The organism is Candidatus Cloacimonadota bacterium (genome assembly GCA_020532085.1).
In the GTDB taxonomy this organism is placed as follows: Bacteria; Cloacimonadota; Cloacimonadia; order Cloacimonadales; family Cloacimonadaceae; genus Syntrophosphaera.
On record JAJBAV010000004.1, the window covers coordinates 93,955 to 105,834 of the forward strand.

The window sequence follows — 11,880 nt, forward strand, 5'->3', positions numbered from 1 at the left end:
CCTCACTCACTGTCTATTAACATGTTGTAATCTTCTTCCAGACCGTATTTGGCCAGCTTGAACACCACCTTGCCCACGGATTCGTCCACCTTGTAGAGATATCCGTAAGCCACGCGGCTGCCTTTGGAAAGGATGCGGATGATACCCTGGGCATCGCGGAAGAAGGCCATGCCGCGGGAAATGCCGATCAGTTTGGCGTCCTCGACGTTGAGGAGGGCGGGATCGACATCCCAGGGCAGCATTTCCTCGGAGATGCGGGGCATGAAGAGCGGATAGGCGGTGTAGGCGGGATCCACGGCTTTCATGCCGATCTCGGTGGCGTCCGGACCTCCGGTGATGAAATGGGTGCGCAGCACCATGGAAAAGGAAACTGTGTCGGCTTGGGCGGTGCCTTCGGAGCCGATGGAAAAGTCTTCCACGGTCATCACCAGACGCTGTTTCTCGATCTGGTTGGCCAGGTTCAGAAGGTTGGCGTAGCGCGTTTTTCCGCTGAGGATGTATTCGTTGTAGGTGGCCTGGCCTTCCTTGGCGTCGGCCACGGCGAAGTCGAAATTGACGTTGGTCTTCATCCACTGCATGATGTCCAGCAGATAGCCGTAGGTGATGGAAGGCGAATCTTCGCCCAGGATCAGCTTGCTCTGCTGGCCCATCATGGCTTGCTGGAGCTCATACTCCAGGCGCAGGGAGTCGATGGTGGCCAGCTGCAGTTCCAGGGAATCGATCGAGGCCTGGGCGAGGCGGTTGTGGTCCCGGGCAGCTTCGGTTTTCTTGTTCAGGGCGGCAAGTTGCCAGGTAACCAGAGCGCTCACCAGGATCAGGATCACGGCCAGGACGAGGGTGTTGCGGGTGCTGTTGCTCATTGTTCGCCTCCCAAACCGAGGCTGGCCATGTCCTCCTCCACCAGCGGGCGGATGGGATGGTCGGGGAAGGTGGCCAGGATCCTGGGGTACAGCCTCAGATAGCGCTTGTTGCCCCGGGCCTGGTCGATCCTGGCGGTGAGGAGCAGGGCGTAGGGATAGTGGGCGTCGTATTTGTGCACCAGCGGGTCGATCACGGCAATGGCCTGCGTGTATTCGCCCGCCCGGTAGAGCCGGTTGGCCAGATGCCAGCGGGCCATGGGTTCCAGCACATGGCCCCGGTGCTGGCGAAGAAAGGCGTTGCCCAGGCTGAGGGTGGCCTCATGGTCGCCTGTGTTCAAAGCCCGGATGAAGGCGTTGTAATCTGTGGCGGCCTGGCCTCCGGCGCTGTTTTGCGCTTCCGAGAGCGGCGGCATGTAGCGCGAGCTGATGGGCTTCAGGGCTTGGCCCGAAACGGGTGGCGCGGCCTTGGCCGGGGCGGGTGGGGTGGCCTTGGCTGGCTGGAGTGGCGCGGCCGGGGCTGCCGGCGGCGAAGCGCTTGCCTGCTCCGGCTTGGCCTGGCTGGCGGCGAATGCCTCCTCCTGCTGGCGGGCCAGTTCCTGCTCCTGCTTGGTCAGGGCGAGGGCGGCGGCCATTTCGGCCTCGATCTGGCCCACCCAATCCACTTCCGGAAAGTCCGAGGAGATCTCGAAGTTCCAGAGCGTGGTGCCACGCACCAGGTTCGAAGTAACTTTCTGGATGCGGCTTTGGGGCAGGGCGTCGGCAAAGATGATCACATTGTTGCGGTTGGTGGTCACTCCGCTGATCTGCAGGCGGGTGCCGTCGCGCTTGAAATTGGTAAGCCAGCTGATGGGGCGAGACTGGAAGAGGCGGTCGAGGGTGTCCAGCACCGCCGACCAGGCGTTCTTGCCTTTCAGCACCATCCTGATGGCCTCCATGTTCTTGCTGAAATGCCGCATCTCCTCCTGCATTTGGGCGATCTCGGCCGTTTCCAGCTTCAGCACGGCCAGCTCGTGGTCCAGCTCCCGCTGCAGCCTGTGGGTGGCTTCGAATTTCTTCTGCCCGTCCAGGTAGGTGACGGTGCCGAAGAGGGCCACCGCGAAGATGGCGAACATGATCAGGAAGCCGTGCCACGAGATCTTGAAAGGTTTCTGGGCCTCGAGGAGACGGCCAGGGAGGAAATTGCTGGGGGTGTAGCGCGTTTCCTCCGGGAACAAAGCTTTTTGCGCCAGCGCGATGGGCAGGGCGAACCGGGCCAGATGGACCGGCGTGGCCAGCTCCGGATCGAGGCTGTCCACCGAGAGCAGCGGAAAGCCCAGCAACTCGGCCGAGTCCGGCTGGCGGAAGTTGAAATAAGCCACCACCTCTTCCGAGGCCAGGTCGCCGCAGATGACGAACTTTTCCGGCTCCGGCTGCTGGGAATTGTCCAGCGCGAAGGAGACGCGGGAATAGATCATCTCCGGTTCCGGCAATTCCTGGGTGATGTTCAGCGGATAGATGTCCACCAGTTGGCTGTTGTCGAAAAGGAAGGCCCTGCGGTAGTCGCGGCCCAGGTGGATCAGCAGCGCCCTCTGGGCGTCGCCCAGGTTGTTCACCCGGTAGTGGTCGGCCAGAATGATGTCGTTGGAATCCGCCAGCTGGAAATAATACCTTTTCCGGTGCCGGTTGGCGTAGCCCACCAGGGAATCCAGCAGCTGGTTGGCGCCCTTGTGCAGCAGCAGCTGGTTTTCGGCGTTGATGGTGAAGCGCGAGGTCTGCCAGTCGCCCCGTTTCAGCTGGCGGGGCTCAAGGTTGGCCCTCAGGAAGGCCCTTTCATCGCTCTTGGTCTCCGGGACGCCGATGCCCCGCACCAGGTTTTCCTCGTTCACGTTCAGGGCGATCACGCCCCTCTGCAGCCTTGCTCCGCCGAAGAGGCGGTCCAGCTGCGCCGTGTTGGAGCCGGCGCCGCCCGGGGATAGATCGTCGATCCGGATCTCCCCGCTGGAGGCATCCTCCTCCCAGTTTTGGCCGCCGAAGTCCACAAGTTGTTCCTGCGCGCGGTACAGGGGTTTGTCCAGCTCTGCCAGGTCGAGCCGGGTGAGGCGGACAAGGTAGGAATCCCGTTCCAGGCAGGCCAGCCGCAGCGACTGCCCGTCCTCCGAGATCCCGAAGGCCATTTTGGGGTGTTTTCTCATTTACTGATCGATCCTCTGTAAAGTGGTGGCAAAACGCTCAGGACATCGAGATCAACTGATGCATGCGTTTCTTGTTGTTGGCAAAGCTCATGGCCGTCCTGGAGCTGATCACGCCCCGTTTGAGAAGTTCGTGCAAGTCCTGTTCCAAAGTGCACATTCCGTAGCGCCGGCCTTCCACCATCATCTGGTAGATCTCGCCGATGTTCTTGTTGCGGATGGCCGCCTGCACGCTGGCGTCCACGGAGAGGATCTCGCGGGTCATCACCAGTTTGCCGTCCAGGGTGGGGATCAGTTTTTGGGAAATGATCACGCTGAGCACGTCGGCCAGGCGGTTGCGGATGCGTTCCTGTTCCTCGGGCGGAAATTCCGCCACGATGCGGTGGATGCTGTCGATGGCGGAGCTGGTGTGCAGGGTGGTGAAGGCCTTGTGGCCGCTGTCGGTGATCTCCAGCACGGTGGAGATGGTGTTGGGGTCGCGCATTTCGCCCACCATGATGATGTCCGGGTCCTGGCGCAGGGCCTCGATCGCCCCGTGGGAAAAGGAAAGCACGTCCATCCCCACTTCGCGGTGGCGCACCAGGCAAAGCCGGGATTCGTGCACGTATTCGATGGGGTTGGCGATGATCACGATGTGGCCGTGGTTGTCGCGGTTGTTCATGTCGATGATGGCGTCCAGGGTGGTGCTCTTGCCGCTGCCGGTGATGCCGGTGATCAGGATGAGCCCCGTCTTTTCGGAGCGGAGGTTCATTCTTTCCACGATGGGGGCGGGCATGCGCAGCTGTTCCATGCTGAACACAAAGTCGTTGATGCGGCGGAAGTTCGCGCAGAGGTGGCCCCTGTCCAGATAACAGGTGCCGCGGTAGCGCAGATTTCCCTCGCCGTTGGGGATGGTGGCCGAGAAATCCAGCACCAGGTTGTCGAAGAGCTTCTGTTTCTGCATCGGGCTCAGCCAGCTGCTGATGATGGCGGTGGTTTCCAGGCGGCTGAATTCGCCGAGGGAGGGGATGGGTTTTTTGATGCCGGTGATCCTCATCCAGATCTGGTCGGCGGCGCCGGGCGCCCCGAAATCCAGGTCGGAGGCCTCGCGTGCGTGGGTGTCCAGCATCCATTCCTGCAATACTTCCCGTGCTTCCTTGCACCAGGCCCCGTTTTGCTCCAGCAGGGCGTCCACGCTGAGGCAGAGCTCGATCCCCTCGAGGCTGGGGTCGATCCGCTCACTCAGCTGCCGCTTGAAACTCAGGCTCACGGCTGTTCCTGCTCGCTTGCCAAAGCGGCGCTTTTGCTCAGCCGCAGCAGGTTGCGCTTCCACTTCAGCTGCAGGCAGATGATCAGGTTGATCATGTAGCGCTTGGTGAGGGTCTCGTCGTGATAGGCGAAGAAATCCAGCAGGCGCCTGCGGCTGAAATGCCTCACCTGGCAGTCTTCCCTGGCCAGCAGCTGGACCGTGGGCGCGCTGGGATTCACAAAGCTCTCCTCGCCCCAGAAATCGCCCGCCGCCAGGCTGTCCACCGGAACGCCGTTCACAAAGGCCCCGGCCCCGCCCTGTTCGATCCAGACCAGCGAACTGGCCTCCTCGTTCAGGGGAATCAGCTGACCCGCCTGCCAGTTCCTGAGGCTGCCGGTCATGCGGAAATCCCACTGTTCGTCGGGATTGAAGCCCCTCAGCAAGGTCTGCGCGATCTGGTTGCCGGGCAGGAAGCCGCTTTCAGGGCGGACCTCACCCTGGCCGGGGGAAGCCAGCACCGCCTCCAACTCATCCAGATTCAGGGGCTTGGTGAGAAACCAGCCGGCCCCGTTGCGCGTGGCCGCCTCTTCCAGCTCCCGGTCCGCGAATTCGCTCACGGCCACCAGGTCCGCGTCGGGCAGCAGCTGCCGCAGCCGGGTCAGCGTCTGCACGCCGTCCAGACAGGGCCACCGCATGTCCACGATCACCAGCCCGAACCTCTCCTGCCGGGCCAGCTGTTCCGCCTCCCCGCAGTTGTTCGCCACGCTGGCCTCGAAGCCGCGCTGCTTTAGCCATTCGCCCACATTCGCCTGAACCTGTTTGTCCTCGTCCAGCAGCAGTACTTTTCCGGGCATATTCACTCCCTGATCCAATCCATTTTGCCGTATTTGCCGTTCAATCCCTGATATAGTCAACCTTTGCCGGAACCATGGTGCCGGTGTAGAAATCCCAGATCTCATCGTCATTCAGCGCCCGGCTGAAAAGGCCCACTTGGTCCAGCACGCCATTGAAACACATGTCAAACTCGCTGTTCTCGAATTTGTTCGAGGGGTTTCCGTTCACCCTGGTGATCCGGGAGCCGATGCTCACCCCGTGCGGGCTCAGGGACGCCAATTCGCCCGAGCCCGTAACCGGATTGCCGTAGGTGGAGGAAACGGGGATGCCGTTGTAATAGGCCTTCAGCGCCCCTTTGTTGAAGGTCAGGGCAAAAAACTCCCAGGGATAATTGCGGTAGCCCTGTCCGGAACTGCCGGTGGAGTTGGCCACCAATTTGTCCTTGAAGGGAAAGCGCACTTCCAGCCAGTTGGTGGGGGCTCCGTTGGCCAGACCCACGCTGAAATGCAGCCTGCCGGTCCAGGCATTGTACCAGATGGCCGCGGTGGGCGCGGCACCAGGGTACGACTGGGGTTGAACCGACGGCAGCCAGACCAGGGCGGCTGACCTGTATTTGAGGTCTCTATCCAGCTTGGCGAAGCAGACCAGGGTGAAGGTGGAATCCACCTCCATCGAGTGGTTCAGATCGTCGTTGGGCGCGTAGGCCGCGTCGTTGAAATCATCATGCCAGAAGCCGCATTTCCAGCCCGCCACCCCGTCCCCGGGGGTGGGGAAAGTATGCAGGCCGTTGAAATCGTAAGCGTCGTTGTTGTGGCCGGAGGTGTCTTTCATGTTCGCCTGGCCGGGAAACTGGGCCTGGTTCATTTCGTAATAAAAGCAGTCAGGGGTCTCCACTTTGAAGTAGTTGAAGGCCAGCTCGGCGGGATAGATGATGTCCTTGCTTTGCAGAGAGCCGGAAACGTTGGTCACGGCCTGAAAGCGGATCTCCTTGTTGTTTCCGGTGAAGGTACCGCCGATATGGTGAAACTCGATCCGGTTGATCATGGCGTTTCCCACCGGGAACAGGGGTTGGGTGATCTGGTTTCCGTTCACGGTGTTGGTCCCGTTGAAGGTCACCACCACGGATTGGTATTCCTTTTTCACCCAGTCCTTGATGTTGGGGATGGCGAAGGCAGTGGCATAGCGCAGGGCGTAGTCGCTCACGTTTTCCGTTTCCCGCTTTATCTGGTCGTCCCGCAGCACCTCCGGTAGCTTCAGCATTTTGGTCTGCATGCGCAGGGCGATCCCCGCGAAGACGGTGCTCAGCAGGATCACCAGGATCAGCATTGCTCTTCCCATGGCTCAGTTCGTTCCTTCCTGCAGATAGGTGTTCATCAGAAAACACTTCAGCTGCAGCCTGTTGGTTAGGGGACGGGAATCCATCAGGGGACCCGGCCGCCGGAAGGTCATCCGCAGTTCCGCGGCCCGGATGGCGGTCGTTTCGGTGCTGGGATTGTTGTCGATGTTGAAATATCTGAAGCCCAGATCGTCCACCCAGAAGATGTAGCCCATGTTTTCCAGCACGGGGTCGTCCTCGATGTTGGCGTCCGTGCCCTGGCGGATCTCGATGGCTTTGCCCAGGGCTCCGTTGGATTCCCTCAGCGAGATCGACACGAAGTTTGGCTCACCCGAGGTTGGGCCGATCGCGTTGTTGTTGTAATCCCAGTAGCTGCGAAAAACAAAGGCGTCGCTGTCCGCCCTCACCACAGCCAGTTTCGGGTCTTCGATGCCCAGCCCGGCCAGGCCGATGACATGGTTCAGCCGGGTGCTGGCTTGCTCCATGTGGTCAGCCATGCTGGCCGCGTACATGTTTCGCTCCGCGGTTTCCGTGATCTGATACTGGAAGGTGATCAGCATGATCAGCACCAGGCCGCCCAAGATCACGGCCCCCAGCACGTCCAGGATCACGCTCACAGCCCCTCCACCGAGAACGGCACGTAGATGCGGCTGAGCCTAATGGGATGCCGCTGCCCCGCCGGACCGGTCACCAGCACCGTCACCAGGACGTTGGGCTCGTACTGCGCGGTGGTGCTGCCGAATTGGTCGCAGGGCTCGGCGTTGATGTCCAGGTGAAACTGCGCGCCGTAATGGGCAAGGGCGTATTCACGCTGGGTGCCGCCATACTGGATGATGATCTGGGAATATTTCAGGTTGGTGGTCTGCGGGGCGAACAGCCTGGCGTCGATCTCGTCCAGAACTTCCTGCGCCAGCTGCATGGACTGCACGGTGTGGGAGGCGTTGGTCACCTGGTCGGCGGCCGTGGCCATGGCCTGGTGATGCACGATCGCGGTGGTGGCGAAGAGGATCACCGCCATCACCGTGATGAACATTTCCAGGAAGTTCATCTAATCCTCCGCGGTGGCGAACAGCACTTCCGTGATGTCCGTCAATCCTTCGCGGATGCGGTCGATGCCGCTTTGCCGCATGGAGAGCATCCCGTGTTTTTCCGCCAGGCTGCGGATGCGTTCCTCGTCGATCTCGTGGCCGGAGACCACGATCTCGTTGCGGATCTCGGGATAGAAATACAGCGCTTCGGCGATGTTGATCCGGCCGGAATAGCCCTGATGGCATTTGGAACAGCCCACGGGCTCGAAGACGCTCCCGCTGGCCAGTTCCTCGCGGCTGAGCCCCAGTTTGAGGGCGGCCTCCCAGTGTTCCTGCCCCAGCGGTTTGCGGCAGTGGACGCAGAGCTTGCGCACCAGGCGCTGGGCGATGATGATGTTGATGGAATAGGCCAGCAGAAAGGGTTCGATGCCCATCTTGTAGAGCCGGGTGATGGCGCTGGGGGCGTCGTTGGTGTGCAAAGTTGTCAGGGTAAGGTGCCCGGTGTTGGCCAGCTTCACGGCGATGTCGGCCGTCACCCTGTCGCGGATCTCGCCCACCATCACCACGTCCGGGTCGTGCCGCAGGATGCTGCGCAGGGCTTGCTCGAAATCCATCTTGTGGCTGATCTTCAGTTGCCTCGCGCCCCGGATCACATACTCCACCGGGTCTTCGCAGGTGAGCACTTTGATCGAGGGCTTCAGCACGTGGTGCAGCGCCGCCATCAGCGTGGTGCTTTTGCCGCTGCCGGTGGGCCCCGTGAGCACCACTATCCCCTTGGGCGAGGTGATGGCCTTGATCAGTTCCTCCCCGGCCTGCTGCTGGAAGCCCAGCTTGCGGAAGTCCTTGATCACCTTGCGGTCGTCCACCACGCGGATGGTGATGCTTTCGAAGCGCCGCTCATATTCGGCCGAAACCAAAGGCAGGATGGACACCCGGAAGCGGATCAGGTGTTCGTCGATCAGCCTTTGCGCGTAGCCGTCCTGGGCGGTGTCGCGCTCGAAGCGGTCCACCCCGATGGAGCGGTCCTTCACCACGGCGGCCAGGGCTTCCGGCGGCGTGTTTTCCTGCCGCAGCCACAGCTGCAGCTTGCCGTCGATGCGGAAATAGATGTCCACGCTCCGTTTGTCCGCCGGGATGATGTGCAGGTCGCTGGCGTCGCTGCGCACGGCGTCGATCAGCGCGCCTTCAAAGAGGTTCACCAGCAGGCTGCGGTTGATCTCCTCGTCCAGCGCCTGTTCGCTCAGTTCCGGCTGGCTGTCGTCGCTGCCGATGAAAACTTCCCCGCTCTCCGTGAGCATCTGCAGAAATTCGTTCTTGTGCGGGGCGATCTTCTCGGTGAGTTCCTCGATCACGCCCAAACGGCACCAGTAAACGTCTATCCGCTTGTAGGGCGTTTTCTGCGGGATCTCCTGGATCAGCTTGTTGGTGGGGTCCGAGGCCAGAACCTTCAGGCCGTCGCGGTGCACCCCGTTGCCCGTGGTGAAGGGCAGGATGCGGTGGTAGAGCAGCTTTTTCTTCAGCTCTTCGGGAAATTTGGCCAGGATCTCCCGGTTCGCCTTGAGCACCTTTTCGCTCAGGCTCTCCGGATCCACTTCCAGTTCGTCGAAGGAATAGTAACAGGCCAGGCTGGAATAAACCCGGTCGTGCGGGATCAGGAAATCGGATTCCAATATCCCCGCCAGCGCGCCCGGGGTAAGCGTGCCAAATTCTTCCATCCGGCGCAGCGCCTTGTCCACGATCTCGTGGGGAAAGCCGCTTTGTTCCACCAGATAGCGCGCGAAATTTATGTGTTTTGCCATGTATGTCCTTAATAGGTGGGCGGCGATATGTTCGCCACCTCAGCCGAAACCAGCGTCAGGAACGTGATCATCACGCCCACGAACAGCCACACGATGGTTTGCACCAGCTCGATCGTGTTGGCCATCCGGTAGGTGGTTTCCGCCTTGTAAAAGCTGGCGATCTGCTGCGCCGCCGAAAGCAGGTTGCCCGTCTCCTGCCCCGTTTTCAGCCGGGTGAGGGTGGTGCGGGGAAAAACCCCCGCCGCCTCCATCGCCGGAACGAAGGCCTCGCCTTCCCGCAGCATCAGCGGTATCGTGATCCGCTTGATCTGGTCTTCCATCCAGCCGTTGCGGCAGGCTTCCGCCGCCATCCGGATGGTTTCGATGTTGTCGCCCGCCCCGCTGTAGATGGTGCCGAACACCCGGAAGTAGATCTCCACGCTCATCTTGTGGATCAGCGGACCCAGGATGGGGATCTTCACCAGGTTCCGGTCCCGCCAGATGCGCCCTTTGGGCGTGCTCCACCAGCGCCACAGGATCAGGATCACCCCCAGCGTCGCCAACCCCAGGATCCACCACACCTCGCCCAGCCAGTTGCTGAAATCCAGCGTGGCCTTGGTGAGCGTGGGGGTCTCCATGTCGTATTTCTGGAACAGGGTGGCGGTGGCGGGAAAGATCTCCAGCACATAGTAGCCGAAGGCCGCCAGCGTGGCCAGGATGGTGATCAGGGGGGAAAGCAGCGCCTTGCGCACGGTTTTGCTGATCTCCACGTCGCGCTCGATGAATTCGGCCGTGGAGTCGAAAATGTCCGCCATGTTGCCGGATCTGGTGGCCAGGCCCAGCATGAAGGCCGGAAACCGCCCGAACACGTTGGAAAAACTCTGGAAAACTTCCTTGCCCTCGGCCCCCGCCTTCAGCTGCGTCTCGATCTGATACAGCGTCTCCTTCATCTTGCGGTTGCTCTGCTCCTCGGCCAGCAGCTCCAGGATCTTGCCGAAGTTCATCTTGTCCCGCAGCATGTTCGCGCTCAGGCGGATGAACATCAGGATGTCCGCGATGGAAGGCTTGCCCGGAAGGTCGAACCAGACCCTGCCGATCTTGAAATTCTCGTAGCCCAGGCGCCGCAACCCCTCGGCCACGTCCTCTTTGTTGTAGGCCGATTGCCGCCCGCTGAAGGGCGCCCGCCCCGCCATCCTCACCTTGTACAGCCAGTCCCGCTTCTGCTCCAGCCTGGAGATCGTGATCTGGTAACGCTGCCGCAGCTCCGCCAAATGCCGCTTCGCTTCCCTGCCACCGGAGGCGGTGAAAGTGCCGGTTACCGGCTTGCCCTCTTTGTTCGTGCCCCGGAAGCGGTATTCATAGATCATTCGCCACGGCCTCTATCCTCTAAAACAGTTGCGGGGACCCCGATGTCCCCGATGCCGGAAAAGTGGCGGCTTTCCGCCAGTTATATCCGAAAAAAGTATATACTTATTCTGCTTTTCCAAAAGACCCAGGAATGGCCAGTAAGCCATTCCTGAGTGTTGATAGATATAGTTGATACAATACTACAAGTTATGAGCCTGTTTCTTCAGTGACCCACGCTGTCGCACCAGTTGTTACGCCAGTCTCAGTTGTGATTTCGCCAGTAACCAGATCAACGGTGGCTTGCACCCAGGGATAATCAGCTCCTCTGTTTTCCAAGCCTATACCCTGCATAACTACGGTATTGGCATCGGCCGCGGACATCAGTTTGAAGTTTCCGGTTTCGGTTCCAAGGGTTTCATCTGTTTCAGTAAAGCCAACATAACTGGCAATATCAGCAACAGCTGAAGCTGCAACGAAATCTCTTCCCGCTCCGCCTTGGGCGGTGGGGGTCTTCCACCACTGCATGGCGCTGGTCCCGTAGGTGCTGAGTTCCGTGGCCACGGCCTGGCGGCTGTTGTTAAAGGCCTGGTTGTTGAAGATCGTGATCCCCACGGCGATGGCGACGCCGACGATGATCACACCGAGTACGATGAGAAGAAGTTGTTGGGTTCCCATGTTTTTTTCTCCTTTTTTTTGCGCCCTGTGGGCGACTTGGTTTTATTTTTTCCCGATAGCTGGGAAATTTTTCAGGATTTTTAGGGTAAGCGGGGTTGTTACTTGCTCTTGGCGAACCTTGGCACCTCTATGCGCTGGTCCAAATGCCCTACCCGGATACCTGAATATCGCTCCCGCCATTCTGTCAAGAAAATAATGCGCTTCTTCCAAAACTCTTAACTTTTGCGGGACAGCCAGATGCCAAAAATAGCTCCCGTGTTGGGTGCAATAACCATGCTTAATTGCCTGTATCACGGCTGCTTATGAATCTGCGTAATTCTTCCCCGGCCCACCCCAAAAAAAACTCCTCCCTCCGCCCGACCTGTCATTCCGGGGAAGGGGCCCCGGAATCCAGACACCATCCCACTACCCCCGCCCTGTCATTCCGGGGAAGGGGCCCCGGAATCCAGTCATCATCCCTCTACCCCCGCCCTGTCATTCCGGGGAAGGGGCCCCGGAATCCAGTCATCATCCCTCTACCCCCGCTCTGTCATTCCGGGGAAGGGGCCCCGGAATCCAGTCATCATCCCTCTACCCCCGCCCTGTCATTCCGGGGAAGGGGCCCCGGAATCCAGTCATCATCCCAC

General features: G+C 60.4%; 10 protein-coding genes. All 10 read right to left on the bottom strand.

What is annotated here, in order from left to right; translation table 11 throughout:
* Positions 1-2: 2 nt before the first annotated feature.
* The gene (locus tag LHW45_02210; protein ID MCB5284390.1) at positions 3-860 is read right to left on the bottom strand and encodes a hypothetical protein; all 858 of its coding nucleotides are present in this window, start codon (positions 858-860) and stop codon (positions 3-5) included.
* Positions 857-3,031 carry a hypothetical protein gene (locus LHW45_02215; protein MCB5284391.1) on the bottom strand — a complete coding sequence of 725 codons (2,175 nt, stop codon included), beginning with the start codon at positions 3,029-3,031 and terminating at the stop codon, positions 857-859. Before LHW45_02215 ends, LHW45_02210 begins: the two co-directional genes overlap by 4 nt.
* A 37-nt stretch (positions 3,032-3,068) precedes the next feature.
* Entirely contained in the window at positions 3,069-4,277 is a 1,209-nt protein-coding gene (gene tadA / locus LHW45_02220) for a Flp pilus assembly complex ATPase component TadA (GenBank protein MCB5284392.1), read from the bottom strand.
* Positions 4,274-5,110 carry a response regulator gene (locus LHW45_02225; protein MCB5284393.1) on the bottom strand — a complete coding sequence of 279 codons (837 nt, stop codon included), beginning with the start codon at positions 5,108-5,110 and terminating at the stop codon, positions 4,274-4,276. The genes tadA and LHW45_02225 overlap by 4 nt, the downstream gene beginning before the upstream one ends.
* Before the next feature lie 40 nt (positions 5,111-5,150).
* Positions 5,151-6,428: a LamG domain-containing protein gene (locus LHW45_02230; protein MCB5284394.1), complete on the bottom strand. Its 1,278-nt coding sequence runs from the start codon at positions 6,426-6,428 to the stop codon at positions 5,151-5,153.
* A 3-nt stretch (positions 6,429-6,431) separates the two neighbouring features.
* Complete coding sequence (locus LHW45_02235) at positions 6,432-7,043, bottom strand: hypothetical protein (GenBank protein MCB5284395.1); 612 nt, start codon at positions 7,041-7,043, stop codon at positions 6,432-6,434.
* A complete protein-coding gene (locus tag LHW45_02240) occupies positions 7,040-7,474 on the bottom strand; it encodes a hypothetical protein (protein ID MCB5284396.1) in 435 nt (144 codons plus the stop codon). Before LHW45_02240 ends, LHW45_02235 begins: the two co-directional genes overlap by 4 nt.
* The gene (locus tag LHW45_02245; protein MCB5284397.1) at positions 7,475-9,253 is read right to left on the bottom strand and encodes a GspE/PulE family protein; all 1,779 of its coding nucleotides are present in this window, start codon (positions 9,251-9,253) and stop codon (positions 7,475-7,477) included.
* A gap of 8 nt (positions 9,254-9,261) precedes the next feature.
* Positions 9,262-10,599, bottom strand: a complete 1,338-nt coding sequence (locus tag LHW45_02250; GenBank protein ID MCB5284398.1) for a type II secretion system F family protein — start codon at positions 10,597-10,599, stop codon at positions 9,262-9,264.
* Positions 10,600-10,786: 187 nt separating this feature from the next.
* Positions 10,787-11,254 carry a hypothetical protein gene (locus tag LHW45_02255; protein ID MCB5284399.1) on the bottom strand — a complete coding sequence of 156 codons (468 nt, stop codon included), beginning with the start codon at positions 11,252-11,254 and terminating at the stop codon, positions 10,787-10,789.
* Positions 11,255-11,880 lie beyond the last annotated feature (626 nt).

Bases quoted from the DNA above. Each gene is read 5' to 3' on its own strand.
- LHW45_02255 (MCB5284399.1), bottom strand. From the start codon at position 11,254: ATGGGAACCCAACAACTTCTTCTCATCGTACTCGGTGTGATCATCGTC.
- LHW45_02240 (MCB5284396.1), bottom strand. From the start codon at position 7,474: ATGAACTTCCTGGAAATGTTCATCACGGTGATGGCGGTGATCCTCTTC.
- LHW45_02225 (MCB5284393.1), bottom strand. From the start codon at position 5,110: ATGCCCGGAAAAGTACTGCTGCTGGACGAGGACAAACAGGTTCAGGCG.
- LHW45_02250 (MCB5284398.1), bottom strand. From the start codon at position 10,599: ATGATCTATGAATACCGCTTCCGGGGCACGAACAAAGAGGGCAAGCCG.
- LHW45_02215 (MCB5284391.1), bottom strand. From the start codon at position 3,031: ATGAGAAAACACCCCAAAATGGCCTTCGGGATCTCGGAGGACGGGCAG.
- LHW45_02210 (MCB5284390.1), bottom strand. From the start codon at position 860: ATGAGCAACAGCACCCGCAACACCCTCGTCCTGGCCGTGATCCTGATC.
- LHW45_02245 (MCB5284397.1), bottom strand. From the start codon at position 9,253: ATGGCAAAACACATAAATTTCGCGCGCTATCTGGTGGAACAAAGCGGC.
- LHW45_02230 (MCB5284394.1), bottom strand. From the start codon at position 6,428: ATGGGAAGAGCAATGCTGATCCTGGTGATCCTGCTGAGCACCGTCTTC.